Source organism: Pseudoruminococcus massiliensis (genome assembly GCF_900291955.1).
Lineage (GTDB): Bacteria > Bacillota > Clostridia > Oscillospirales > Acutalibacteraceae > Pseudoruminococcus > Pseudoruminococcus massiliensis.
Genome location: NZ_OLMR01000002.1, coordinates 129,541 through 155,784, shown reverse-complemented (window position 1 = coordinate 155,784; position 26,244 = coordinate 129,541). Strand labels below are relative to the sequence as shown.

Sequence of the window (26,244 nt, the reverse complement as noted above, 5' to 3'; positions counted from 1 at the left end):
AGGCAGAGCCTTTGGTGGGTTTTAAGGGCGAAGCCCTTAACATCTCTTTCTTTTCAAAGTGGCGGATTTTATCCGCCGCGTAAAACTTTCTTTATCAACCATCTAACGAGTGTGCGAACATAGTTTGTCAATATATCTGTTGTCATAATTTATTATGTATTTTCTTGAAATTTATCTTGCATTTTCTGTTTTGTTGTGGTATAATCGTTTTTGTTATGTAGCAGTGTTGAAAGAGGTGAACCGAAATGAAAGAGAATATTCATCCAAATTATAAGCAGACAACTATTACCTGTGCTTGCGGTAATGTTATCGAAACAGGCTCCACAAAGCAGGATATTCGTGTTGAAATATGCTCAAAGTGCCATCCGTTCTTTACAGGCAGACAGAAGCTCGTAGATACAGGCGGTCGTGTCGATAAGTTCAGAAAGCGTTACGGCATGGGCAAATAATTATGTTTTATGAAAGGACGGCACAGCTTGTGTCGTCTTTTTTGTTTGGTGGGATATTTTATGGAAATATATAAAACAATTAAAAATGAAGCTCAAGACGAATTTGTTGAACGCCGTTCAAAATTTATAGGCTATATCAAGCCTGTTCAAGAGGAACAAGAAGCTATCGACTTTATAAACGAAAAAAAGCGTATCCACTGGGACGCAACTCATAATGTATATGCTTATATCTTGCAAAATGGTCAGATAAAGAGATATTCAGATGACGGAGAACCTCAAGGCACAGCAGGTATTCCTGTACTTGATGTTTTGCAAAAAGCTGGAATAGTTGATGCTGTGGTAGTAGTTACAAGATATTTTGGTGGAATACTTCTTGGTGGTGGAGGACTTGTCCGAGCATATTCTCACGGAGCGTCCATTGCCGTTAATGCAGGCAGAATAATTACAATGGAAAAATCTCTGAAAGTTACTTTGAGCTGTGATTATAATCAGTATGGCAAGCTTTCAGGGGTAGTTCCATTATTTGGTGGAAATATATACAATAGCGAGTTTACGGATTGTGTTGGCTTGGAATTTTATTTGCCAAAGGATAAATATGAATCTTTTACAAAAGAACTTGCAGATATAACTTGTGGAAGTGTTGAAGCAGAAATTATAGGCGAAGAATGGGTAGAGGCAAATTGATTTCATAAGGCGATAGTATTCTGTATTTGTAATAAAATTATTGGCTTTCTTTGACAATATTTTTACATATGATGGCTCAATATATTATTGTTAAAACATTGACAAAGGGATAAATAAGGTCTAAAATTTATTCTGTTAGAAAGCAACTTGTTTTGAATGGCATTTTGCCAAAACAAAACAACTTATAATTGGAAGGGGTATGAATTTATGAATACCGAAGTTTTTGAAAACTATGAATCCAGCGTTCGTTCATATTGCAGAAGATTTCCTACAGTTTTTAAGAAATCTAAGGGTGCATTTATGTATGACGAAAATGGCGAAAAATATATAGACTTTTTCTGCGGTGCAGGTGCAGTAAACTACGGTCATAATAATGATTATATCAAGCCAAAGCTTATTGAATATATTGAGAATGATGGCATTATGCACGCTCTTGATATGTATACAACTCCAAAGAGAGAGCTTATCGAATATCTTGAGGAAAACATTCTCAAGCCAAGAGGACTTAATTTCAAGGTTATGTTCCCAGGTCCTACTGGTACAAATGCAATTGAGGCGGCTTTAAAGCTTGCTCGTAAGGCAAAGGGAAGAAGTAATGTATTTTCTCTTATGGGTTGTTTTCACGGAATGACTCTTGGTGCATTGGCTCTTACAACTGATTCAGCAGCAAGAAAGGGTGCGGGTGTTAAGCTTAACGATGTAACACATATTCCTGCTCCTTATATGTATCCTGGTTTTGATACTATTAAGTATATGCAAGATTTGCTTGATGATGACCATTCAGGCATAGAGAAGCCAGCAGCACTTGTTATAGAAACAGTTCAGGCTGAGGGCGGAATTCATGTTCTTGATGTAGAATGGCTCAAGGCTGCAAGAAAGTTCTGTGATGATAATGATATAGTTCTTATTGTAGATGATATTCAGGTTGGCTGTGCAAGAACAGGCACATATTTCTCATTTGAGAGAGCTGGAATAGTTCCTGATATTGTTGTTCTTTCAAAATCAATAGGTGGTTATGGTTTACCGCTCGCATTGACACTTGTCAATCCTGCAATCGACTGTTTCACACCGGGCGAGCATAACGGAACTTTCAGAGGCAATCAGCTTTCATTTATTGCAGCTAAAGCAGGTCTTGAATATATGCTCGAAAATAAGGTCGAAAAGCAAGTTCAGGAAAAAGCACCTATCGTTAAAGAATTTATCGAAAAAGAAATTCTCCCACTCGATAGCCGTTTAAAGCTTCGTGGAATCGGTCTTATCTGGGGTATTGACTGTTCAGAATTCCCTGATAAGAATTTCAGCGATAAGGTTACAAGAAAGGCATTTGACCATAAACTTATAATAGAGCTTGCAGGCAGAGATAATTCTGTTGTGAAGCTTATGCCTCCGCTTGTAATTGACAAAGAAACTCTCATAGAGGGACTCAAGGCTCTTAAAGCCGCTTTTGAAGATTGCCTCAAAGAATTAAACTAAAGATAATTTAAAGTTGAAACTTTTAACATTAAAATCTATTTGCATATTTTTTAGGGAAAAGGCTTTATATTTTCATCAGAATATTGTATAATATATATGCAGCGCGAAGCTAATATTAAAGTAGCGATGCGTAAATAATTATGGAGTGTGATAAAAATGCCATTAGTTAATGCAAAGGAAATGCTTACAAAGGCAAAGGCAGGTCATTATGCTGTTGGTCAGTTCAACATCAACAATCTCGAGTGGACAAAGGCTATTCTCCTTACTGCTCAAGAGCTTAACTCACCAGTTATCCTCGGTGTTTCAGAGGGTGCAGGTAAGTATATGTGCGGCTATAAGACAGTTGTAGGTATGGTTAACGGTATGCTCGAGGAACTCAACATCACTGTTCCTGTTGCTCTTCACCTTGACCACGGCAGCTACGAAGGTGCTAAGAAGTGCATCGAGGCTGGTTTCAGCTCAATTATTTTCGATGGTTCTCACTATCCAATCGCTGAGAATATCGAAAAGACAAAGGAACTCGTTGCTATCTGCAATGAGAAGGGACTCAGCATCGAGGCAGAAGTTGGTTCTATCGGTGGTGAAGAAGACGGCGTTATCGGTATGGGTGAGTGTGCAGACCCTAACGAGTGCAAGCAGATTGCTGACCTCGGCGTAACAATGCTCGCAGCTGGTATTGGTAACATTCATGGTAAGTATCCTGCAAACTGGAAGGGACTTAGCTTTGAAACTCTTGATGCTGTTCAACAGCTCACAGGTGCTATGCCACTCGTTCTCCACGGTGGTACAGGTATCCCTGCAGATATGATTAAGAAGGCTATTTCTCTTGGCGTTTCTAAGATTAATGTTAATACAGAGTGCCAGCTTGCATTCGCAGATGCTACAAGAAAGTACATCGAAGCAGGTAAGGACCTCGAGGGCAAGGGCTTCGACCCAAGAAAGCTTCTTGCACCAGGCTTTGAGGCTATCAAGGCTACTGTTAAGGAAAAGATGGAACTCTTCGGTTCTGTCGGCAAGGCTTAATCTGATTTTATTAAGTTTATTCTCCCTGTTTGAGGAGGTTATTTTGATGGTATATGTAATAACTGCAATTATTGTAATTATACTTTTAGTTGTTGGCAACAAAATGTCAAAAGACCAAGGGTATACTATCGGTAAGGGTATGTTTAAAAACAGTGAACATTATCTAGATGAAGATAATGGGAAATTAAAGGACGCAAGTGACTTTGACTATTGGAATAAGAGCCAACTTAAATAAGCATAGAATATAAATTTAATTTCAAATTTAGTAACCATAAAAATGTCGTATTCCAATCGGAATATGGCATTTTTGCATTTGAAAACTTTTAATCAAGCACATATTAAATAGAAAAGCTAAGCAGAATAAAACTGCTTAGCTTTTTGTATGTTACTTATCAGCTTAAGATTTATTATGCAAGAGCCTTTCCAAGCTCATTAAGAGCCTCAAGTGTATCTGCCTCAGGAGCATCATTGCAGATAACAGGTTCTGCAACAAGAACTGCACCATCATTTTCGCAAGTTGCTTGCCAGTTTCTCATCCATTCGCCATCGCCCCAACCGTATGAGCCAAAGAGAGCAATTTTCTTGCCTTTGAGATTAGCCTCGCAATCATTGAACATTGGCTCAAATTCGCTGTCTTCAAGCTGTTCGCTGCCCATTGAAGGGCAACCAAAAGCAATAGCGTCAAAATCGTTTACCATTCCGCCATTGAAATCACTTGCACTAAATTTAGAGCATTCTGCACCAGCAGCCTCTATACCCTCAACAACAGCGTCAGCCATAGCCTCTGTATTGCCTGTGCCACTCCAAAATACTACTGCTATTTTACTCATTATAGATTCAACCTTTCTAATATTTAGATGTGTATATATTATCGCACCGGATTTTATCTGATGCGAAAATATGCGAAATTATTTTGCCACAGCTGTGGCGGTTAGCTGCATAAGAGGTTTTCCTCCGTTATATAGCTTCTGATAAACCTTTTTGCATTTTTTATATTTCTCAAAGATTTTGAGTGTTTCATTTTTGTTGCAATAAACCTTCCAAAAGCCAGTGTATAGACTATTTTTTCCTTTGTTTTCAATAAACCCTGTAACATCTCCAAGCGGATACCCGAGAAACAAACCTATTTCGTGAGGAAAGTTTTCTGATTCACAGATTCTTTTGCTTAATCTTTCGATACAGCCCTGAATATTAGTAATATCATATCCACAAGAGAAAAGAAATTCAGCGACACCATTTTTTTTGAAATCCTCTTTAAGCTGCTTTTCACGATACACATAAATCAGAGCATTTCCTTTTGAAAATCTTAGAACTTTTAGTGAAACGCCTTTAGAGTTAAGCCGTCTGTTCCAAAGAGCGATTATAAAAGCAAGTTCTGCACGAGAATGTGAACCATATTGGCAGTTGAAAAGATTTGCAGTTTTTATTCCTGCAAGAGTAGGAGAGCAATATTCTACAAGCAAATTAGCAAGCATAGTTTACACCTCCGAAATTAATTGACAAATTTTCCTAAAGACCCTTAAAAGTTTTGCTCAAGCTTTTTAAAAAGCTTGCGGATTCCAAAGGCAGAGCCTTTGGTAGGTTTTAAGGGTGAAGCCCTTAACATCTCTTTTTTTCTCAATCGGCGGATTTTATCCGCCGATTAATGTTTTTAGTAGCTATTTCCTTGAAAGATAATAGCTTAATAAAACTTTGAATTTAAACTATTTATAAATAGTTTTTCCTGAAAATCAAAGAGAAAACATTTTAAAATATGGAATTAGATATAACTAACTCAAATTCAAAAAAATATGAAATTTACTATATTCTACCGAATATGAGAAAATTTCATAATTAGTCTAAACTAACCAACAGAATTATAATAGCATAGAATTATTATAAAGTCAAGTGGTGTATATGAATTTATGTTGGCTTAACCTAACAAAATAGCTTTTGTTAAATTTTGTATATATTTATCTTTGGAATTTAAAATGCATAGTCCTAAAAAATTAACTCTGCAAAAGTGAAAAACATCGCAAAATTGACATTAGATAGGAGTTGTATTATAATATATGCGAGATTTAAAAAATATATCTTGACAACTTGAGTTTGATTTGTCATTATTAGAGCATAATTAAATATATAAATATAAAATTAAAAGGCGGTTGAAATTATGGTAAACGCAATGATATTTGCTGGAGGTACAGGTACTCGTATGAAAACCTCCGATATTCCTAAGCAGTTTATTGAGGTTGACGGAAAGCCTATTATTATAAGAACACTCGAAAACTTTTCAACACACCCAGAGGTTGACGGAATCGTTATTTCATGCCTTGAGGCTTGGATTGATGAGCTTTGGAAGCTAATTGAAAAGTGGAAGATTGCCAAGGTAGTAGATATAGTTAAGGGCGGTTCAACAGGCCACGAATCAATCCATAATGGACTTGTTCGTGTAGATGAATTTACAAAGCCTGAAGATATTGTTCTTATCTGCGATGGTGTTCGTCCAGTTATGAGTGAACAGCTTATTTCAAATTGTATTAAGCTTGCAAGAGAGTATGAAACAGCTGTTCCAGTAACACCGAGTATAGACTCTGTTCTCTGGAGCGATGATGGAGAACATTGCTCTAAGGCATTGCCAAGAGGTTCTATGTATATAACCCAAGCTCCGCAGGGCTATACTATGAGAAAAATTATGGGAGCTCATCTTGAGGCTGAAAGGCGTGGAATAGTTTCGCCTACATCTTCAAGCGAACTTCTTATAGAACTTGGACAGGAGATTCATATTTATATAGGTGAGCGTGATAATATCAAGGTAACAACACCTGAAGACTTATTGACCTTGCGTTCACACTATTATTATGAGAGATATAAGAGCTTTGCTCGTGAGGAATTGAAGTACGGACTTGAGTGATTTTCAAAAATCTGAATTGTAGTTCAGAATTATTGAAAGTATATAGTGTTTAATCGGGGTAGGGTATGGCTAAAGATTATAAATTCAGCATAAGTGTGTATATAGATAACGAGGAGCTTTTGCCTGCTACTATTGCATCAATTACTGCTGATAAGGAATTTTTCCGCAATAGCATACAAATTGTTTTAATCGACTCTCTTGTAACAAAAGAGAGTACTGAGTTATGCCTTAAATACACCGATGATTACCCCGAAAATATATATTTTGTTGATTGCCAAGGCGAAAATATGGCAGAATGCTTTAGCGATGCAAGAGTTATATGCACAGGAGCTTATGTAAGCTTTATTCGTGCTGGAGATGAATATTCCTACGAAGCACTTAAAAAGCTTTCAGAAGAACCTGCATTTACAAAAGCACCTGCAATATGTATTGCCGCAGAAACTTCTAAACGCCGAAATGGTTCAGTTCCGTATAATTTTGGTGCTAAGGACGGGACAATCAAACTTAAAACTAATCCTGATAAAGTAAGTCTTATTCTTGGAGCATATTTTTTCAGAAACGATACTATTGCAAATGTTCGTTTCAAGAAAAGTCTTTCAAGTGATTTTACAATGGCTTTTATCCTTGATTATTTCTATCATATCGGTTCTTATGTTTATACATCAAAGTTTAAGTTTATATCGCCATATCCTGCTGAGAATGATATAAAAAACCTAAAGGAACAGTATAATAAATCATATTTCACAGATTCTATAATAAGATTTGCCATACCTATGCTTGAAACAAAGGGCAATTCTGCTGTGATTATGAATATGGTGATGTATTTAATTTATATCAAGCTTGCTTGTGGACTTGGCGAAAGATATATGTTTACTATGGGACCTAATGGCGTAAACGATTTCTTTAATCTTATAAGTGATGCTATGCAAAATATAGATGATGCTGTTATTCTTAATAGAAATATAGCAAGGAGAGCTTTATTCCCATCAACGCTCACCTTTAAGATGCTCAGATTGAAATATCATAATAAGGCACTAAAGCCTGATATTGATTTCTTTCCTATTGGAAATTCAAGTCAGTTTGAATTTAGAGATGCGTCGCTTCGTCCTCGTAAGATGAAAACAAGCGGTGGATTTATAGCAACTTTTGGTGGTGCATTGATTTCATCATCAGAGCATATTGATGTTAAAATTATGTCGCTCAAAGCTGAGGGTTCTAATTTATATATAAGTGGCTGCGTTACAGATATTTCATTTCTCGATAGAATAGAATATAAACTATTTGCCGTTTCAAATAGAGAAAGAATACAGTTTAAGGATTATCATTTCTATTCTCTTAAAACTCTTTTTGAGATTCCTTTTGATAAAGACCACGGTTTTACAATTACTATTCCGCTTAAAAATATCAAGGAAATGACGGTTCTTTCTTTCTATATTTCCATTGATAAGATAAACTATAAGCTGAGATTTTCTTTTGGCTCAACAGCAGCTCATCTTACAGAAAAATTTCCGCATAGTTATTGCGTTTCGGGTGGCAGGCTTATTACCTTTGATTTAGAAAAACGCTCTATAACAATTCGTAGAGCAACATCTTTTATGCAGAGCCACCACGAAAGGCTGTTCCTTTCTGATGTAAAGAAAGCTGTTTCTGTTCAGAAATATCTCAAAATTAAGCGTCTTAGAAAACGCTATCATTCAACTATTGATAAATACGCCGAAAGACGAATCTGGCTCATGTGTGATAGCAAAAATGCCAATTCTGAAGATGCTCACGATATATATAACTATATCAATTCTTTACACGATAAACGAGGTATAGAGGTATTCTATTCGCATAGAGAGATTAACCCCGATGATAGCTTTATTATGACAGCCTTCCAAAGCAACAACCTTGCAAGTGGTACTATGACTCAAAAGATTATTGCAATGAATGCAGATGTAATCATCTCAAACGGACATAATGTTTATAAAAATCTCGGCTTTGAAGATGGAGAAGAAATCTATTATCGAGATTTACTTATGGCAGATATAGTTTCCTTTGGCGATGGAATATCAATGCTTCGTTCGGCACAATTTGAGAATAAGATGTATGATGATACGGCATTGCGTTTTTGTGGCTCTGAGCAGGAGTATGAAAGACTTATTCACCCAATATACGGATATGACCAAAAGCATTTGTTTGCATTTGGTTATCCTCATATGGATACTCTTATGTCGGTGCCATCAAAGCAGATTCTTGTATGCCCAGCTATGCGTAGAGGTTTTGCAAAGTATGCACATATAGGCTATCAGAATTTCACAACAGAACCACTTTATTCTGTATTTAATTCATTTATTGCAGATAAAAAGCTTCTTTCTGCACTTCATGAAAATAACTGCAATCTTGTTCTGATTTTGCCAGAGGAACTTGCAAAGCAAGAATACTTATGGAATAAGAGCGAATATGTTTCTGTTTCATCATTTGAAAATTTAGGCTATAAAGAAACAATAGAAAAATCAGCTATGCTGATTACAGATTACAGCAATATTGCTTTTGATTTTGCATATATGCGTAGACCTATAATTTACTATCAAAACCCAAATGTTTCTTTACAAAATAATATTTCTACATTTAGTTATCGTGAGAGCGGTTTTGGTGATGTAGTAACAGATGCAGATGAGCTTGTAGAAAAAGTTATTTCAATAATAAATTCCAATTTTGAGGTATCGGCCGAATATCTCAAACGCAGAAAAGAATTTTTTGCCTTTGATGATAGAAATAACTGCAAGCGTATCGCTAATGCGATTTACGATTTTGAGTATAATAATAAAGTCCCTACTGCCGATGTTAAGGGCGGTTTTGGAGAAGTAAAGCCAAAGCCTGAGCCACAGCCTATTGCTAAACAAGCTTCTAATCAGGAAAAGGCTGAGAAAACTATAAAACCAGTTGAGAAAAAGCCACAATCACAGCAGCCTAAAAAAGTGATTAAACCAAAAGAAGAGTATGAAGAAGTAGAGCATCAGGGAATAATATATTCTGATGTTCCTAAAAAGCAAGAGATTGGATATTCTAAAGAGCAGAAAATTTCGCAGACTTATAGTCCAAGACCAACCGAGCCACCTCGTCAGCCAAAACAGCATACAGCTGAAAGACGAGTACAGCCACAGCGACAACAACCCCAGCAAATTCGCTACGCAGAGGCTCCTAAAAGACAGCGACCAGCCGAGCCACCTCGTCAGCCAAAACAGCATACAACTGAAAGACAGGTACAGCCACAGATACAACAAACACAGCAAATTCGTTATGCAGAGGCTCCTAAAAGACAGCGACCAGCCGAGCCACCTCGTCAGCCAAAACAGCATACAACTGAAAGACAGGTACAGCCACAGCGACAGCAAACACAGCAAATTCGCTATGCAGAAGCTCCTAAAAAGCAACCAAGACCTGTACAGCCACAACGTTCAGGTGGTGCAAGATATGCTGAACCAAGCCAGCAAAGAAATCCGCAAAAATCTTCAGAGGCAAGACGAGTTGCACAAAGTCGTACTACTGCACAGCGAAAAGCACCAACTTCACAAGAGAGTGTAAAACAAACAACGGCTCAACCAAAACACGCTGATAAAAAATCTAAAAAAAGTTTCAGAATTTTCTGATAAATAAAAAAAATTCACCGCTTTAAATGAGTGGTGAATTTTTTATGCTTTAAGAATTAATATTAAGCTTTCTTTTGAATAATATCTCTGTTGATAGCACAGAGAACAGCCTTGATAGATGCTTTGAAAATATTTGTATGAATACCTACGCCGTATATTGTTTTGCCCTCAGGAGTTTTTAAACCGATATAAGCAACAGCCTTAGAGTCCGAACCACTTGAAATAGCGTGTTCAGTGTAGTCTATGACTTCATAGCCTGTAACACCGATTTCCTTTATAGCATTACAGAAAGCGTCGATAGGACCATTTCCGTTACCCTCTATTATCTGTTCACTTGCAGAGCCATCACTAATTCTAAGTTTGCCTCTAAAGTACATAATATCATTGCCATGGTTTTCGAGAACGGTGTGTCCGAGGAGAGAATATCTTTTGTGAATGTCAATGTAGTTATCCTCAAATACTTTGAAAACTTCCTTTGGAGTAAGTTCACGACCTTCATCGTCACAAACCTTCTGAACCAAAGCACCAAATTCAGGGTGCATTTTTTTCGGGAGATTATATCCGAAATTATTTTGCATAATAAAGGCAGCTCCACCCTTGCCTGATTGAGAATTGATTCTTATGATAGGTTCATATTGCCTGCCAACATCAGCAGGGTCTATTGGAAGATATGGAATTTCCCACATATCACTATCGTGTTCTTTCATATAAGCAAAGCCTTTATTGATAGCGTCCTGATGAGAACCTGAGAAAGCGGTAAAGACAAGGTCGCCGACATATGGCTGACGCTCATTTATGTGCATTTTTGTGCAGCGTTCAAAGATTTCACGATACTTAGGAAGATTGCTGAAATCAAGCTTAGGGTCAACACCTTGAGTATACATATTCAAACCGACAGTAACAATATCAAGATTACCTGTGCGTTCGCCGTTACCGAAAAGTGTACCTTCAACTCTTTCTGCACCAGCAAGAAGTGCAAGCTCAGTAGCAGCAACGCCTGTACCTCTGTCATTGTGTGGGTGAATACTGATTATAGCACTCTCTCTATTTGGAAGATTGCGAATAAAGTATTCAATTTGGTCAGCATAAGTATTTGGAGTACACATTTCAACTGTGTTAGGAAGATTAAGGATGACAGGATTTTCAGGAGTAGAACCAAGAGCCTCCATAACAGCAGAGCAGATTGAAATAGCATTATCAGGCTCTGTGCCTGAGAAGCTTTCTGGTGAATACTCAAAACGAATATTTGTATCTCCTGCAAAATTTTCAGTAAGCTCTTTGATAAGCTTAGCACCATTTACAGCGATTTCTGTAATGCCGTCCATATCCTTGTGGAAAACAACCTTACGCTGTAAGGTTGAAGTTGAGTTATAAAAATGGACAATAACATTTTTAGCACCCTTAACAGCCTCAAAGGTTTTTCTGATTAAGTGTTCACGAGCCTGAACGAGAACCTGAATAGCAACATCATCGGGTATGAGGTTATCATCAATAAGCTTACGGCAGATTTCGTATTCTGTTTCGGAAGCAGAAGGAAAACCGATTTCAATTTCTTTAAAACCCATATCGCAGAGAGCTTTAAAAAACTCAAGCTTCTGCTCAAGGTTCATTGGGTCTACAAGTGCTTGGTTTCCGTCACGAAGGTCAACAGAACACCAGATAGGAGCCTTTGTTATAACATTATTAGGCCACTGTCTATCTGGAATATTTATTTGCTTAAACGGTGCATATTTTCTGAACGATTCTTTTAACATAAAAAATTCCTCCATATATCAATAATTTTATCCCACAAATTAGCTGACAGGAGGCATGGGTGTTATCAACATCAAAAAAGCCCGCCCCCTTAATAGCTAAGGGGCGAGCATAAAATTCAATGCACGCGGTACCACCCTGATTCAAACGCAAAAAGCGTTCCTCAGCGAATCTCCAACAAGATTCTGGTCTATAACGGGACCTTACGGTCTGCCTTTAAATATTCGGGCAGACAACTCCGGGATGAGCTATACATATATAAAGCCAACACTATCTTACACCAACCGATAGTTCTCTTTGCTTGTTTTATATATCTTATTCCCTTCACAGTTTTTGCGGGATTATCTTAATATTTATTATACGCACTGAGTTTAAAAAAGTCAACTGAATTTGTAGAAATTTTACGCATTTATGGAAAATCAATATATTTAGATATGGTGCGAATTATGTTCTTTTCTTGTCCTGAAAATATTCTCACGCAACAAAGCAATTTTGCATATCATATATCAAGGTGTCGAATATTCCGACAAGCCTTTCAGGAGATTCCAAGGGGGATGATTCTGTGGATACACGGGAATTATTTGCAAGACTTATAGAATGTGAAGCAGGCGGAGAAGGAGAAGACGGCATGAAAGCCGTTGCGACAGTTATTATGAATCGTGCAACAGTGCCGTATGGCGAATTTGCAAGAGTAAGCAACGGCGGAGATATTCGTGCGATTATTGAACAAGCAGGTCAATTCGTATGTATGATGACTACAGTCGGCGGAGAATATAATCCGCAAAATGTTTATAATATAACTCCATCATCCGAAAGCTATGAGATTGCAGATTGGGCGATTGACGGAAATCTTTTTAATCCAGTCGCCAATAGTTTATTTTTTATGAATCCATATAGTTCCAGATGCCCAACATATTTTCCTGTTGGTGGAATAGGTGTCGCATTTAATAGAATAGGTGACCATTGTTTTTATATTCCAACAGAAAAATATGCTCAGACTTGATTTTAGATAATTTTTACTTTAAAGGTGATATTTATGAACAATAGAATGAACGATGATTATGCAATAGACCTTGCTCAATATTATGGAGTTTCTTTTAGTGGTTCGGATAAATCTTCTGCCTCAACAAACTATCACCCGAATCTTCCATCACTTGAGCAGATAGCATCATATAATCTTCAAAATGCCCGTGCAGAGGCGGAAAGACAAAATTCAATGAACAATCAAGCCCAACAAGGAATGAATAGCTCAAGTATGGAAGGTTTGGGTTCAAGTTCTCAGATGTTGACTGCACCTGGAACTGGAACATCAAGCTACCCTACAAATGATAATTCTATGAATATGGGTACAACTGGCGGTTCAGGCACTATGACCCAGACATCTTTATCTCGACCAATACTTGAATACAATCAGCCATATCCGATAACAGCCGAGAGCATACAATACTTAAATGGATTTATTCGTTCACAAATAGGAAGAAATGTTAGTATAGAATTTCTTGTCGGCACTAATCAGCTTATAACTAAAGATGGCTTTTTATTAGCAGTTGGTGCAAACTTCATTTTGCTTAATCCAAAGGGAACAGATGATATACTTGCCTGCGATTTCTATAATATAAAATTTATTACATTCTACTATTGAAGATGAATTTTATTTTTAAGATAACAACTTTTTATTTTGTGTAATTTTTCAATACAAATAATTTTTATACAATCTGTGGGTGGACTATGTTCGCCCATAGATTGTATTTTGTTAAAAGACGTGGGTTTGATGAATATTCTTAGTTTATAAAAGTAGGGGCGAACTGCGTTCGCCCGTTGGGTAAAGAATGTTAAGGGCTTTGCCCTTAAAACCCACAAGGGACTCCGTCCCTTGACCCTGCAAGCCTTTGAAAAGGCTTGAGCGAAACTTTTAATTTCTGTCAAACTCACGTTAAAAGCTTTATGCTAATAATTTAATTATGCTTATTGAGCATTATAGCAAAAGTTTTTATGAATAAATATGCTAAGTGACTTGCTAAACTCTTGACTATAAAATTGTGAAATGCTATAATAAAATCTAAACAAAAATCTATTTTAAAAGTTAAAGGGAGGTCAGAATATGATAAGCGGTGCTGATATTATGGTTAAGTGCCTTGAGAATGAGGGCATTTCCGTTATATTTGGCTATCCTGGTGCAGCTATCTGCCCTTTCTTCGATTCCTTATATGATTCTAAAATAAGAACAGTTCTTGTAAGACAGGAACAGAATGCAGCTCACGCAGCGAGCGGTTATGCTCGTGCTTCAAGCAAGGTTGGTGTATGCGTTGCAACTTCTGGCCCTGGTGCAACAAACCTTATTACAGGTATTGCAACAGCTTATATGGATTCTATTCCGATTGTTGCGATTACAGGACAAGTTCGTTCAGACTTAATCGGACGAGATGTTTTTCAGGAAGCGGATATTACAGGTGCTTGTGAACCTTTTATAAAGCATAGCTATCTTGTTAAGGATACAAATGATTTAGCAAGAATTTTTAAGGAAGCTTTCCATATAGCTACAACAGGCAGACCTGGGCCAGTCTTGATTGATGTTCCGATTGATATACAGCAAAATAAGATTTCGGGTTTTGAATATCCGGAAGATGTAGATATTATAGGTTATAAGCCGAGTGTTAAAGGACACCCTATACAGATAAAAAGAGCCTTAGAGCTTATTGCTGAATCAAAAAGACCAGTAATATGTTCTGGCGGTGGAGTTCTTTCCTCAGGTTCTAAGCCCATTTTTGCAGAATTTGCCGATAAAACAGGTATTCCAGTTGTTTCAACAATGATGGGTATAGGTGTTATGCCTTCAGATAATAAGCAATATCTTGGTATGCTTGGTTCATTTGGTACAGTTCGTGCAAACAGAGCTTTGCTTGAAACAGACCTTTTAATTCTTTGTGGAGCAAGAGTTGGTGACAGGGCGGTTGCCGCCCCTCATCAAGTAGCAGAGAGAGCAAAGGTTATTCATATTGATATTGACCCTGCTGAAATCGGCAAAAACATACAGACAACCGTTCCGATTGTCGGAGATATGAAAAATGTTATCACTGTTATGAGAGATAAGATTAATTATCATGTTTCTGATGAATGGAAAAATGAGTTTATGTCTTGGCAAGAGCCAGAAATCAAGCCTATAGAGGGCTTTGTTGAGCCGAGAACCTTTATATCAAGGCTTTCAGAAATGCTCAGACACAAGGCAATTCTTGTTGCTGATGTTGGACAAAACCAAATCTGGTGTGCAAATAACTTCAAAATTTCAGATGGCAGATTTTTAACCACAGGCGGTATGGGAACTATGGGATATTCACTTCCGGCTGCCCTTGGAGCAAAGCTTGCCCGCCCTGAAAGAGATGTATTTGTTGTTTGTGGTGATGGCTCATTCCAGATGAGTATGTCAGAATTGGCAGTTGTCGTACAGAGCAACATAAATGTTAAAATTATCATTATGCAGAATGGCAGACTTGGTATGGTTAGAGAAATTCAGGACAAGCTTTATGGAAGCAGATATGCTGCAACTATCCTTAACGATGCTCCGGATTTTGCAAAGCTTGCTGAAGCATATGGGATCAAAGCCTATGTTGCTACAACAAACAAAGAAGCCGAAAATGCTGTTGCAGAAATGCTTGAATCAGACAAGCCTAATGTGCTTATCTGCCAAGTGAGTCCTGAAACACCATCGAGATAAGGAGGATTATATGAAATATACACTTTCTGTTCTCGTTGAAAACCAAGCAGGCGTTCTTTCTAAGGTTTCTGGATTGTTTTCAAGACGAGGCTTTAATATAGACAGCCTTGCAGTTGGAATTACAGAAGACAGCTCAATATCTCGTATGACTATTGTTGTTGACGGAGATGAATATGTTGTTGAACAGCTTGAAAAACAGCTTAACAAAGTAATTCCTGTAATAAAAGTCAGAACCTATGCTCAGGGCGAGTTTATAAGTCGTGAGCTTAGTTTAATAAAAGTCAACTGCCCTGCAAAGCAGCGACTTGATATAATGAAAATTGCAGAGCTTATGGGTGCAAAAATCGTAGATGTTGCGGTTAATACACTTACTCTTCAATTTGCAGATACTCATGAGCAATTTGAAACATTGCTCGATTTACTTAAGCCATATGGTATCCGAGAAATCGTTCGCACAGGTACAGTAGCCATCGAAAAAGGCTCTAAAACAACGGTTTAAGGATTCATATATATTTTATTTTTCATTATGAAAAGCGGAGGTAATTTTTATGTCAAAATTCACACCGAAAATCTACTATCAGGCAGACTGTGACATCAATGTTCTTAAGGGCAAGACTGTTGCTATCATCGGCTACGGTTCACAGGGTCACGCTCACGCTCTTAACCTCAGAGATAGTGGCGTCAATGTAATCATTGGTCTTTATAAGGGCAGCCGCCGTTGGGATCATGTTAAGGAGCTTGGCTTCGAGGTTTATACAACAGCAGAAGCAACTCAGAAGGCAGATATCATTATGATTCTTACACCTGATGAGAAGCAGGCTGATATTTATAAGAACGACATCGAGCCAAACCTCACAGCAGGCAAGGCTATCGCATTTGCTCACGGCTTCAACATTCACTTTAAGCAAATCACACCTCCTAAGGATGTTGATGTATTTATGATTGCTCCTAAGGCTCCAGGACACACAGTTCGTTCTGAGTATGTAGAGGGCAAGGGTACACCAGCTCTCGTAGCTGTATATCAAGATGCTTCAGGCCACGCACTTGACATCGCTCTTGCATATGGTGCTGGTATTGGTGCAGCTCGTGCAGCAGTTATGGAAACAACTTTCCAAATCGAAACAGAGACAGACCTCTTCGGCGAGCAGGCAGTTCTTTGCGGCGGCGTTACAGCTTTGATGCAGGCTGGTTTCGAAACACTTGTAGAAGCAGGCTATCCACCAGAGAACGCTTACTTCGAGTGCATTCACGAGATGAAGCTCATCGTTGACCTTATCTACACAGGTGGCTTCTCTATGATGAGATATTCTATTTCTGATACAGCTGAGTTCGGTGATTACGAGACAGGTAAGAGAATCGTAACTCCTGAAACAAAGGCTGAGATGAAGAAGATTCTTGAAGAGATTCAGGACGGTACATTCGCAACAAAGTGGATTGCAGAGAACAAGAACGGTCGTGCACACTTCAATGCAACTCGTGCTATCAAGGCTTCTCACGAACTCGAGAAGGTCGGTGCAGAGCTTAGAAAGATGTATTCTTGGAATGCAACTGATAACAAGTACGCTGACTAATTTCTATACTTGTATAGAAAAAGTTGCATAGCTACTTGACATATACTTCTTGTAAATAATAAACCCGCACTTTGATAATAGAATCAGAGTGCGGGTTTTGCTTTATTATAATAGTTCCATTTCGTCATTCATTTTTGTAAAGCCATATTTTTCATACATAGGTCGTCCCATAGCAGTTGCTTCAAGAGTTATATGGTTAATTCCCTTTTCTCTTGTCGCTTTGATAAGTAAATCAAGTGTTTTATAGGCAATGCCCTTTCGTCTGTATTCGGGAGAAGTATATATATTCATAAGATATGCTTTTTTGCCTGTTGGATTATGGCAAGTTGGCATAACCCTGAAGAAACTAACTCCACCACAACCAACAAGCTTATCATCATCGAAAACAAGATAGACTATACATTCGCCATTTAGAATAGCTTTTCTACAATAATCATAAGATTGAGCTTTAACTTCTGACATATCTGCGGAATCATCTAAGTGATTAGCTTCGCGAAGAACCATTATTCTCGATTTTACTAAAAGCTCTATATCATCAAGGTTTGCTTGTTTATATGTAATATTCATTCTGAAAATCCTTTTTAAAATCATATTTAATTATAAAAGTTTACTTAAAAGCCACTATTAAAATTATATCTTAATTTTAAAATCCGTTCAACCTTTTATCTATAAATTGTTTCAGCCAATTTATATCTGTAAAAATTTGTTGGTTTATGATATACTTAAATAATATGTAATTTTAAATTTAAAATGGGTGATAATAATGAGAAAACTTAAATTCTTTATCAGATATAAAGAGTTTTTGTATTATCAATATATTTGCAAAAAATATGTTGAAGTTACTATTGTGTTAATTATGGGTAGTATGTTATTTGTATATCAATTTATAATGAAGTATAATAAAATCAAGCAATTCGGATATATTTTGCTTATATGCTGAGTTTTGATTAAATTTGTAAAAATCATTATAATACAAATTATGAAGAAACGAGTTGTTGTTATTGTTTAAATTGAGAAGATTTTTGAAAAGCTATAAGCTGCAATTAATATTTGGCCCACTTTGTAAATTGATTGAGGCAATATTTGAGCTTATAGTGCCATTAGTTATGGCGGATATTATTGACACAGGCATTAAAAATCAGGATTATGTCTATGTGTGGCAAAGAGGCGGACTTATGATTTTGCTTGGTGCATTAGGCTTGTGCTTTGCCTTAGTTTGCCAAAAAAGTGCCTCGATAGTTTCACAAGGCTTTGGAACGCAGGTTAGAAACGCTATGTTTAAGCATATAAATAAGCTTTCACACCAAGAACTTGATAAAATTGGTACACCATCACTTATCACGAGAATGACAAATGATATAAACCAGCTTCAAGTGGCGGTTGCAATGCTTATAAGGCTGGTTATAAGAGCACCGTTTCTTATTATCGGTGCATTAATTATGGCTATGACAATAGATTTAAAACTTTCTATAATCTTCCTTATAGCTTCACCGATTTTAGCACTTGTGCTTTATATTGTTATGAGCCGTTCAGTACCGTTTTTCAAGCAGATTCAATCAAAGCTTGATAAGCTTTCACTTATCACTCGTGAAAACCTTTCAGGTAATAGAGTTATAAGAGCATTTTCTAAGCAAGAGAGCGAAAAGAAACGCTTTAACGAAAAAAGTGATGATTTAGCTAAAACTGCAATTACAGTCGGCAGACTTTCTGCTTTACTTAATCCTTTAACAACCGTACTTATCAATATTGCAATAGTTGCGATAGTATGGTTCGGCGGTGGCTTTGTTGATAAGGGCGAGCTTAGCCAAGGCGAAATTATAGCTTTAGTAAACTATATGACTCAGATTTTGCTTGCAATGATAGTTGTTGCAAACCTTGTAGTTATCTTTACAAAGGCATTTGCTTCAGCACATCGTGTAAATGAAGTTTTTGAAACAGAACCAAGTGTTATTGAGGGTACAAAAACAAAATCAGATAATAAGAGCAATAACGAAATTGAATTTAATGATGTAAGTTTTGCTTATGGTAAGGGAAAATACGCCCTTGAGAATATCAGCTTTAAGGTCGAAAAGGGTGAAACGATTGGTATTATTGGCGGTACAGGTTCAGGTAAGTCTACATTGATTAACCTTATTCCAAGATTTTATGACCCGCAAAAGGGTGATGTAATAATAGACGGAATGTCCGCTAAGGAATACACATTTTCTGCACTTCGTGCAAAAATAGGCGTTGCACCACAGCAGGCAATACTTTTCAGCGGAACAATAAAAAGTAACCTACTTTGGGGCAATAAAGCTGCTACCAATGAGGACATAGAATGGGCTTTAAAGGTTTCACAATCCTATGAATTTGTTTCAAAGCTTTCTGATGGAATAGAACACGAGGTCCTTGCGGGCGGTAAGAATTTTTCAGGTGGTCAGAAGCAGAGATTGACTATTGCAAGAGCAATAATCTCAAGACCTGAAATTCTCATACTTGATGACAGTGCAAGTGCCTTGGACTTTGCAACAGATGCTGCATTAAGAAAGGCTCTTGCAACAGAAACAAACGGTATGACAACAATAATCGTTTCTCAGCGTGTAGGAACAGTAAGATATTCTGATAAAATACTTGTTCTTGATGATGGAAAGCTTGTTGGAGTAGGAAAGCATGATGAACTTATCAAGAATTGTGAAGTTTATAAGGAAATCTGCTTGTCACAGCTTAGTGCTGAGGAGGTGAAGTGAGGGTTATGAAAAAATCAAAAGCCAAAAAGGGAACTATGAAACGCATTCTTTCATATATAAAGCCCTATAAAAAACAAATTATCGGTGCAATGCTTACTGCAATTCTTTATGTAGTTCTTAACCTCACAACACCAGTTCTTATTGGACAGGCTATTGATAAGGCTATTGGCAAGGGCAATGTTGATTTTCAGGCTATGTTGAATATTATCGGTTTGATAATGCTTACAGTTATCGGTTCAGCATTTTTTCAATGGCTTATGTCACTTTTTACAAACACAGTAAGCTATATGACTGTAAGAGATATGAGGCGTGATATTTTCGCAAAATTTAACGAAGTTCCTCTTAAATATATTGACGGACACCCACATGGTGATTTAATTAGCCGAGTTATAAACGATATTGACGCAGTGGGTGATGGATTACTGCAGGGTGTTACACAGCTTTTTTCAGGCGTTGTAATGATAATCGGAACGCTTATGTTTATGCTTTCGATTGATTTCAGAATTGCAATAGTTGTTGTAGTCATCAGCCCGCTTTCAATATTCGTAGCAACTATGATTACTCGACTTTCACACAAAATGTTTATTGAGCAATCCAGAACTCAAGGTGAGGTCAGTTCATATGTAGAAGAGATTGTCGGCAATCAGAAAATGGTAAAAACCTTTGGTTACGAGGAACGCTCTATTGAAGGCTTTGAAGAAATTAACGAAAGACTTCGTATCTGTGGTCAAAAATCGCAGTTCTATTCATCACTTGCCAACCCAAGTACAAGATTTGTCAACGGCATAGTAACCGCCGCTGTAACTATTGTAGGCTCAATAAACGCAATTAACGGCATTATTTCTATAGGGCAGATTTCTTGTTTCTTGACTTACGCAAACCAGTATACAAAGCCATTTAATGAAGTTACAGGCGTTATCCCTCAGCTTCAATCAGCGCTTGCAGGTGCATCAAGAGTTTTTGAGGTACTTGATGAGGATAACCAGACACCTGATTCCGCAAATTCAGTAGAAATGAGCCATTGCAAGGGTGCTATTGATATTGAGAGTGTCTGCTTCTCTTATTCACCCGAAAGAAGGCTTATTGAGGGCTTTAACCTTAAGGTCAAGCCTGGACAGAGGGTTGCAATAGTCGGCCCGACAGGTTGCGGAAAGACTACCCTTATAAATCTTCTTATGCGTTTCTATGAAATAAATAGCGGTAAGATTTTGATTGATGGTGTTGATACTCAAAATATCACAAGGAACAGTTTGCGTGGGCTTTATGGAATGGTATTGCAAGAAAGCTGGCTTTACAATGCGACAATAGCTGAAAATATCGCATACGGCAAGCCTGATGCAACCCCTGATGAAATTCGAGAGGCTGCAAAGAAATCCTATATTGATGGTTATATCAGGCGTTTGCCAGATGGCTATGATACAATTATCACCGAAGACGGTATGAACCTTTCGCAAGGGCAACGACAGCTTATGTGTATCGCAAGAGTTATGCTCTGCGACCCACCTATGCTTATTCTTGACGAGGCTACAAGTAGCATCGATACAAGAACGGAAATTCGAGTACAGCAAGCGTTTAATGCAATGATGAAAGGCAGAACAAGCTTTATTGTTGCACATAGACTTTCAACTATCAAGGAAGCTGATATTATTTTGGTTATGAAAGACGGCCATATTATTGAGCAAGGTAATCACGAAGAATTGCTTGCTAAAGGTGGATTTTATAATACTCTTTATAATAGCCAGTTCGCAAGGAGTGAAGGTGCGTGAACTCACAAGACACATAATTAATAGACATTCTTAATAGACCTATGTTTATGTGAGTAACTACCAATTAGCTGATAAATTTCCCCTAAGACACTTAGAAGTTTCGCTCAAGCCTTTTTAAAGGCTTGTAGGTCAAGGGCAACGCCCTTGTCGCTCTCCGCAGAGAGCGAAATACTTTATGCCCCACAAAGCGCAGGAGGGTAGAAAAACATTCCAGTGGAATGTTTTTCGTAGGGAACCCTCGCAGGGGGTTCCCTGTGGATACCTCTACAAATTTATCTGCCGAAGGGGTAAACAAAGTTTGCCCCTACATATAACTCGTTAGCTTATTGATGAACATAGAAAAAGTGACGGATAAAGTCCACCACTTGTGAGAAAAGAATTTTAAGGGATTTGCCATTAAAACCCACGAGGGACTCTGTGGGCCTTTAAAAGGGCTCAAGTGAAACTTTTGAGTTTCTTGAGGAAGTTTGATAATTTAAGCGTGAGTAAGAAAATTACCACATACTAAAGTTAGGAGGTTCTCTATGAAAAAGATGTCACTTTTCAGCCTTTCGTGGCCAATCTTTATTGAAACTTTACTTTTTATGATGCTTGGTTTTATAGATGTATTTGCACTAAGCCAGTACGATGACCTTGCGTCTGCGTCTGTCGGAACGGCGAATCAGGTTGCGGGTATATGTAATCTGTTGTTTTCTGTTACTGCTACCGCAAGTGCTGTAATAATTGCACAAAACCTTGGTGCAAAAAATAGGGAGAAAGCCTCGGAGACTGCGGCACTTTCTATTTTCTTTAATTTTTCTATTGGAATAATTGTAAGTGTAGTGTTGGTAATTTTTAACCGTCCTATGCTTTCTGCACTTGGAGCAGAGGGGAAGGTGCTTGATTTCGGCAGTGAATATCTAACTATTGTTGGCTGTTTTATGTTTGGTCAGGCTACGCTCAATTCAATGAATGTTGTTTTAAGAAGCCATGGTTATACACGAATCCCGATGTATATAACTATTGTTATGAATATAATAAATACAGTTCTCGACCTCACATTCGTTCTTGGTTGGTTTGGTATGCCTGTTCTTGGTGTAACAGGTGTTGCATTAGCTACAACCTTTAGCCGACTTGTTGGTGGAACTATACTTGTTATAATTTTCTTTAAAAAGGTTGAAAAGCCATCTATTTTCAAAAAACTTTTCCCGTTCCCATTCAAAGATTTTTGGCAGATGCTTAAAATTGGCATACCAGCCGCCTTTGAATCTATAAACTATAATATAGCACAGCTTGTGGTAACATCTATCGCACTTAGATTTATGACTGATAATGAATATATAACAAGGTCATATATTCAGAATATAACATCAACTTTCTATATTTTCTCTCAATCAATCGGACAAGGTTCCCAGATACTTACAAGCCATCGAGTTGGTGCAGGAAAGTATGACGAGGCATATCATGGCGTATGGCGAGGGCTTTTAGCAGGCTACGGGCTAACGGCGGTTATGTGTACGCTTGGAGTTATATTCCGAAGTCAGCTTATAGGTATATTTACTGATAATCCAGAGGTTATAGCAATCGGTGGTACACTTATAATTATAAATGTAGTTCTTGAAGCAGGAAGATGCACAAATCTTATTGTTATAAATAGTTTGCGTGGTGCAGGAGATGTATATTTCCCGACAGCCGCAGCAATTTTCTCCATGTGGGTTCTCTCGACCTTTGGCTCATACCTTTTCGTTGTAGTATTTGGTTGGGGTATTTATGGAATGTGGATAGCTCTTGCAGCAGATGAATGCTTCCGAGGAATACTTATGGTTTGCCGTTGGAAGGGTGGCAAATGGCGTCAGAAATCCCTTGTTAAAAACTAACAAAATTAGAATATGTTCCCCTGTTCAATCATATAGATATTGTAGATATGATTGAACGGGGGTTCTTTTTATGATAACAGCATTAACAATTAAGCACGAACAGCCAAATAGCTTAAAAGAAAGGTTTCGTGCATTATTTTCCCCGTATGAAATAAATGTCAAAAGAATAAACGATGACTATCTTGGGCTGGAAATGATTCATATTACATATGTTCAGAAAAGTGGCAGAATAAGATTTGGAAAAATCAAGAGGTCAGTTAATGCTGATTTTCATGAAACAGTGTGTTCAAGCGGCCTGAGTTTGCCAAGAAAGCTTGGATTTAAGCGTTTTGATAATCCTATGTATATCCGCAGACTGTGTATAAATGCGGCAGAAAGCTATATTAAGAGCCTTAATTGTGACCCTAACGAATTGAGAATCTCACTCTTTGACCCAAGCGGTAGATTTAGCTTTGCCGCAGAAAGATTCATAAAGTATACGAATTCACTTCAGGTTGCAACAAGTGCAGTGAGATTTTATGAGGCCGAAAATGAACGCTTTATGCGAGAATATGGAGCGACTATTTTCGTGCATAGTAATTTCTATGATATAATACCTTGTGATATTCTTGTTGCACCGCAGACTATTACAATGCCGATTTCCTGTGGTAGTACAATGACAATTTTTACAGGTAACAGACCTAAAGTACCTGTATGCGGAATAGTACACGATAATTTCAGTGTAAGGCTTCCTGTGTGCCTTGAGGATATAAAGCCAAAGGAGCTTTCAGATGCATATTTTCTCAGTGCTTTGTATACTCTTGGCAAAATGAAATGGCTTGAGCGGATTCCAACTAATGGAGGAAGAACGATTTTACCTAAAAATAATAAGAATACCACTAAGGAAAGTTGTGATTCCATAGATATATTATGATTTGATAAATTAATTTCTTATAAAATCTCCTAACAAAAAACGGCGAACAGTTTAAGCTGTTCGCCGTTCGACTTTATGTTATGACACTAACTTTAGTGTGGGATTTGGCTGATGAGAACACCGGCAGCAACTGCTGAACCGATAACACCTGCAACATTTGGTCCCATAGCGTGCATAAGAAGGAAGTTTGCAGGATTTTCTTCCTGACCAACCTTCTGTGAAATTCTTGCTGCCATAGGAACAGCAGAAACACCAGCAGAACCGATAAGTGGGTTGACCTTGCCATGTGTAAAAGCACACATAATCTTACCAAAGAGAACGCCACAAGCAGTACCCATGCAGAATGCGATAAGACCAAGGAGAATAATTCCAAGTGTGCTTACGCTGAGGAATACTTGACCTGTTGCTGTTGCACCAACTGTAACACCAAGGAAGATTGTAACAATATTCATGAGCTCGTTCTGAGCTGTGTTACTGATTCTTGAAACAACGCCACTCTCTTTAAAGAGGTTACCAAGCATAAGCATACCAACGAGAGGAGCTGCATCTGGAAGAAGAAGTGCAATAATAACTACAACGATGATAGGGAAGAGAATCTTCTCAATCTTAGAAACAGGACGGAGCTGCTGCATAACGATTGAACGCTCTTTCTTTGTTGTAAGAAGCTTCATAATAGGTGGCTGAATGATAGGAACAAGTGCCATATACGAATATGCGGCAACGGCTATCGGACCTAAGAGATTCGGGGCAAGCTTTGATGTAACGAAGATAGCTGTTGGACCATCTGCACCACCGATAATAGCGATTGAACCAGCCTCGTTAGCAGCGAATCCAAGAAGTGTTGCACCAATAAATGTAATAAAGATACCAACCTGAGCAGCTGCACCAAGGAGGAAGCTCTTAGGGTTAGCAATGAGAGGACCGAAGTCTGTCATTGCACCAATGCCGAGGAAGATAAGCGGAGGGAAAATACCAAGGTGAACGCCTTGATAGAGATAATAGAACAAGCCACCGTTTTGACCGACATTATAATAGGTTGTTCCATCAAGAACTGTGGTTGTATATGAAGCAGGGTCAAGATTTCTCGCCAAGACCTGTGCTTCGGTGAGCATTTCATTTGTTGGGTTTGCCATAATACCAGGGAAAACATTAACAAGTAGCATACCGAATGCTATAGGCAAGAGCAAAAGTGGCTCATACTGCTTTTTAATAGCAAGATATAAAAGAATGAAGGATATGCACATCATAACATAGTTTTCCCATGATAGAGTTGCTAAGCCTGAGCTTGTGAAAATACTGCAAATAGATTCCCATAGGGAGTTTAAGATTTCCATTTAATTATCAATCCTTTCTCAAATTTATCGAATTACACTCTAACCGACAATATGTCAGAAAGGCTTGGTATTCTCAAAAAGACCTGCATTTCTCCAAGAAGAACCTGAGTTAGCACGACTGCGTCTTACAGACTTAATCTTAAAAGGCTTGTCGTACATAGCGTCAACAGCCGCTGCAATAGCTGCGATAACCTCGCCCGGAATAGCTTCGTTATCAGTAGCTGTTGGTTGAGCTGTGCTTACCTGTGGTTCTGCTTTAATAAGCTCAGGTTTCTTTTCAGCAGCCTTTTTGGCATCTTTTCTTTTTTGACTTCCGTTTTGGGCAGCTTGAACTATTGTACTGTAAATCTTGATTATAAAAATCAAGAGAACAAGGACAAAGAAAACTATAACGATGCCCGCTAACAGAAGATTCAAGGCCATTTCCATTTACTTATACCCCTTTTCAATAAAAATATGA

22 protein-coding genes and 1 other annotated feature are annotated in these 26,244 nt (G+C 37.8%); of the genes, 16 read left to right on the top strand and 6 right to left on the bottom strand.

Features of this window, described 5'->3' with window-relative positions; genetic code table 11:
* Positions 1 to 245: 245 nt before the first annotated feature.
* The 5 genes from rpmE (at position 246) to C9914_RS03660 (ending at position 3,864) form a co-directional block, all read left to right on the top strand.
* Positions 246 to 449, top strand: coding sequence for a 50S ribosomal protein L31 (gene rpmE, locus C9914_RS03680; RefSeq protein WP_022264278.1), 204 nt, complete (start codon positions 246 to 248; stop codon positions 447 to 449).
* A 60-nt stretch (positions 450 to 509) separates the two neighbouring features.
* Positions 510 to 1,133 (top strand): YigZ family protein, encoded by a 624-nt coding sequence (locus C9914_RS03675; RefSeq protein ID WP_106763465.1) that lies wholly within the window; start codon positions 510 to 512, stop codon positions 1,131 to 1,133.
* Between the two features lie 207 nt (positions 1,134 to 1,340).
* Complete coding sequence (gene ectB / locus C9914_RS03670; RefSeq protein ID WP_022264280.1) at positions 1,341 to 2,606, top strand: diaminobutyrate--2-oxoglutarate transaminase; 1,266 nt, start codon at positions 1,341 to 1,343, stop codon at positions 2,604 to 2,606.
* A 156-nt stretch (positions 2,607 to 2,762) separates the two neighbouring features.
* The gene (gene fba, locus C9914_RS03665; protein ID WP_106763463.1) at positions 2,763 to 3,629 is read left to right on the top strand and encodes a class II fructose-1,6-bisphosphate aldolase; all 867 of its coding nucleotides are present in this window, start codon (positions 2,763 to 2,765) and stop codon (positions 3,627 to 3,629) included.
* Between the two features lie 46 nt (positions 3,630 to 3,675).
* Complete coding sequence (locus C9914_RS03660) at positions 3,676 to 3,864, top strand: hypothetical protein (protein ID WP_106763461.1); 189 nt, start codon at positions 3,676 to 3,678, stop codon at positions 3,862 to 3,864.
* Positions 3,865 to 4,036: 172 nt separating this feature from the next.
* Here the strand turns inward: C9914_RS03660 and C9914_RS03655 are convergent, their stop codons facing one another.
* Both C9914_RS03655 and C9914_RS03650 read right to left on the bottom strand, forming a co-directional pair.
* Positions 4,037 to 4,459 carry a flavodoxin gene (locus tag C9914_RS03655; RefSeq protein WP_022264283.1) on the bottom strand — a complete coding sequence of 141 codons (423 nt, stop codon included), beginning with the start codon at positions 4,457 to 4,459 and terminating at the stop codon, positions 4,037 to 4,039.
* A 78-nt stretch (positions 4,460 to 4,537) separates the two neighbouring features.
* Positions 4,538 to 5,104 (bottom strand): DUF3793 family protein, encoded by a 567-nt coding sequence (locus C9914_RS03650; RefSeq protein ID WP_106763459.1) that lies wholly within the window; start codon positions 5,102 to 5,104, stop codon positions 4,538 to 4,540.
* Positions 5,105 to 5,781: 677 nt separating this feature from the next.
* Here C9914_RS03650 and C9914_RS03645 point away from each other — a divergent pair.
* A complete protein-coding gene (locus C9914_RS03645) occupies positions 5,782 to 6,522 on the top strand; it encodes an IspD/TarI family cytidylyltransferase (RefSeq protein ID WP_106763457.1) in 741 nt (246 codons plus the stop codon).
* Between the two features lie 65 nt (positions 6,523 to 6,587).
* Positions 6,588 to 10,154 (top strand): CDP-glycerol glycerophosphotransferase family protein, encoded by a 3,567-nt coding sequence (locus tag C9914_RS03640; RefSeq protein WP_106763455.1) that lies wholly within the window; start codon positions 6,588 to 6,590, stop codon positions 10,152 to 10,154.
* Between the two features lie 62 nt (positions 10,155 to 10,216).
* Here the strand turns inward: C9914_RS03640 and leuA are convergent, their stop codons facing one another.
* Positions 10,217 to 11,908 (bottom strand): 2-isopropylmalate synthase, encoded by a 1,692-nt coding sequence (gene leuA / locus C9914_RS03635; RefSeq protein WP_022264287.1) that lies wholly within the window; start codon positions 11,906 to 11,908, stop codon positions 10,217 to 10,219.
* A gap of 96 nt (positions 11,909 to 12,004) precedes the next feature.
* Positions 12,005 to 12,243, bottom strand: a binding site (T-box leader).
* Positions 12,244 to 12,468: 225 nt separating this feature from the next.
* On the opposite strand from leuA, the gene C9914_RS03630 reads away from it, so the two are divergent.
* From C9914_RS03630 to ilvC, 5 genes are all read left to right on the top strand, one after another.
* Positions 12,469 to 12,909: a cell wall hydrolase gene (locus C9914_RS03630; protein WP_106763454.1), complete on the top strand. Its 441-nt coding sequence runs from the start codon at positions 12,469 to 12,471 to the stop codon at positions 12,907 to 12,909.
* 33 nt (positions 12,910 to 12,942) lie between these two features.
* A complete protein-coding gene (locus C9914_RS03625; protein ID WP_106763452.1) occupies positions 12,943 to 13,548 on the top strand; it encodes a hypothetical protein in 606 nt (201 codons plus the stop codon).
* Between the two features lie 459 nt (positions 13,549 to 14,007).
* Positions 14,008 to 15,618, top strand: coding sequence for a biosynthetic-type acetolactate synthase large subunit (gene ilvB / locus C9914_RS03620; RefSeq protein WP_106763450.1), 1,611 nt, complete (start codon positions 14,008 to 14,010; stop codon positions 15,616 to 15,618).
* A gap of 10 nt (positions 15,619 to 15,628) precedes the next feature.
* Entirely contained in the window at positions 15,629 to 16,117 is a 489-nt protein-coding gene (gene ilvN, locus C9914_RS03615; protein WP_022264291.1) for an acetolactate synthase small subunit, read from the top strand.
* 49 nt (positions 16,118 to 16,166) lie between these two features.
* Positions 16,167 to 17,189, top strand: coding sequence for a ketol-acid reductoisomerase (gene ilvC / locus C9914_RS03610; protein ID WP_106763449.1), 1,023 nt, complete (start codon positions 16,167 to 16,169; stop codon positions 17,187 to 17,189).
* 105 nt (positions 17,190 to 17,294) lie between these two features.
* Here ilvC and C9914_RS03605 read toward each other — a convergent pair whose 3' ends face one another.
* Positions 17,295 to 17,756 (bottom strand): GNAT family N-acetyltransferase, encoded by a 462-nt coding sequence (locus tag C9914_RS03605; protein WP_106763447.1) that lies wholly within the window; start codon positions 17,754 to 17,756, stop codon positions 17,295 to 17,297.
* A 434-nt stretch (positions 17,757 to 18,190) separates the two neighbouring features.
* On the opposite strand from C9914_RS03605, the gene C9914_RS03600 reads away from it, so the two are divergent.
* From C9914_RS03600 to C9914_RS03585, 4 genes are all read left to right on the top strand, one after another.
* Positions 18,191 to 19,915: an ABC transporter ATP-binding protein gene (locus C9914_RS03600; protein ID WP_106763445.1), complete on the top strand. Its 1,725-nt coding sequence runs from the start codon at positions 18,191 to 18,193 to the stop codon at positions 19,913 to 19,915.
* 5 nt (positions 19,916 to 19,920) lie between these two features.
* Entirely contained in the window at positions 19,921 to 21,681 is a 1,761-nt protein-coding gene (locus C9914_RS03595; protein WP_106763444.1) for an ABC transporter ATP-binding protein, read from the top strand.
* A gap of 524 nt (positions 21,682 to 22,205) precedes the next feature.
* Positions 22,206 to 23,537, top strand: a complete 1,332-nt coding sequence (locus C9914_RS03590) for an MATE family efflux transporter (RefSeq protein ID WP_106763442.1) — start codon at positions 22,206 to 22,208, stop codon at positions 23,535 to 23,537.
* A 70-nt stretch (positions 23,538 to 23,607) separates the two neighbouring features.
* Complete coding sequence (locus tag C9914_RS03585; protein ID WP_106763441.1) at positions 23,608 to 24,450, top strand: hypothetical protein; 843 nt, start codon at positions 23,608 to 23,610, stop codon at positions 24,448 to 24,450.
* 92 nt (positions 24,451 to 24,542) lie between these two features.
* Here the strand turns inward: C9914_RS03585 and C9914_RS03580 are convergent, their stop codons facing one another.
* Both C9914_RS03580 and C9914_RS03575 read right to left on the bottom strand, forming a co-directional pair.
* Positions 24,543 to 25,784, bottom strand: coding sequence for a sodium ion-translocating decarboxylase subunit beta (locus tag C9914_RS03580; RefSeq protein WP_022264298.1), 1,242 nt, complete (start codon positions 25,782 to 25,784; stop codon positions 24,543 to 24,545).
* 54 nt (positions 25,785 to 25,838) lie between these two features.
* Positions 25,839 to 26,213 carry an OadG family protein gene (locus tag C9914_RS03575; protein ID WP_106763439.1) on the bottom strand — a complete coding sequence of 125 codons (375 nt, stop codon included), beginning with the start codon at positions 26,211 to 26,213 and terminating at the stop codon, positions 25,839 to 25,841.
* Positions 26,214 to 26,244 lie beyond the last annotated feature (31 nt).

Coding starts and splice junctions, on each gene's coding strand:
- ilvC (WP_106763449.1), top strand. CDS start 16,167: ATGTCAAAATTCACACCGAAAATCTACTATCAGGCAGACTGTGACATC.
- C9914_RS03650 (WP_106763459.1), bottom strand. CDS start 5,104: ATGCTTGCTAATTTGCTTGTAGAATATTGCTCTCCTACTCTTGCAGGA.
- C9914_RS03585 (WP_106763441.1), top strand. CDS start 23,608: ATGATAACAGCATTAACAATTAAGCACGAACAGCCAAATAGCTTAAAA.
- C9914_RS03675 (WP_106763465.1), top strand. CDS start 510: ATGGAAATATATAAAACAATTAAAAATGAAGCTCAAGACGAATTTGTT.
- ilvN (WP_022264291.1), top strand. CDS start 15,629: ATGAAATATACACTTTCTGTTCTCGTTGAAAACCAAGCAGGCGTTCTT.
- leuA (WP_022264287.1), bottom strand. CDS start 11,908: ATGTTAAAAGAATCGTTCAGAAAATATGCACCGTTTAAGCAAATAAAT.
- ilvB (WP_106763450.1), top strand. CDS start 14,008: ATGATAAGCGGTGCTGATATTATGGTTAAGTGCCTTGAGAATGAGGGC.
- C9914_RS03605 (WP_106763447.1), bottom strand. CDS start 17,756: ATGAATATTACATATAAACAAGCAAACCTTGATGATATAGAGCTTTTA.
- rpmE (WP_022264278.1), top strand. CDS start 246: ATGAAAGAGAATATTCATCCAAATTATAAGCAGACAACTATTACCTGT.
- C9914_RS03590 (WP_106763442.1), top strand. CDS start 22,206: ATGAAAAAGATGTCACTTTTCAGCCTTTCGTGGCCAATCTTTATTGAA.
- C9914_RS03660 (WP_106763461.1), top strand. CDS start 3,676: ATGGTATATGTAATAACTGCAATTATTGTAATTATACTTTTAGTTGTT.
- C9914_RS03655 (WP_022264283.1), bottom strand. CDS start 4,459: ATGAGTAAAATAGCAGTAGTATTTTGGAGTGGCACAGGCAATACAGAG.
- C9914_RS03625 (WP_106763452.1), top strand. CDS start 12,943: ATGAACAATAGAATGAACGATGATTATGCAATAGACCTTGCTCAATAT.
- C9914_RS03580 (WP_022264298.1), bottom strand. CDS start 25,784: ATGGAAATCTTAAACTCCCTATGGGAATCTATTTGCAGTATTTTCACA.
- C9914_RS03595 (WP_106763444.1), top strand. CDS start 19,921: ATGAAAAAATCAAAAGCCAAAAAGGGAACTATGAAACGCATTCTTTCA.
- fba (WP_106763463.1), top strand. CDS start 2,763: ATGCCATTAGTTAATGCAAAGGAAATGCTTACAAAGGCAAAGGCAGGT.
- C9914_RS03645 (WP_106763457.1), top strand. CDS start 5,782: ATGGTAAACGCAATGATATTTGCTGGAGGTACAGGTACTCGTATGAAA.
- C9914_RS03640 (WP_106763455.1), top strand. CDS start 6,588: ATGGCTAAAGATTATAAATTCAGCATAAGTGTGTATATAGATAACGAG.
- ectB (WP_022264280.1), top strand. CDS start 1,341: ATGAATACCGAAGTTTTTGAAAACTATGAATCCAGCGTTCGTTCATAT.
- C9914_RS03575 (WP_106763439.1), bottom strand. CDS start 26,213: ATGGAAATGGCCTTGAATCTTCTGTTAGCGGGCATCGTTATAGTTTTC.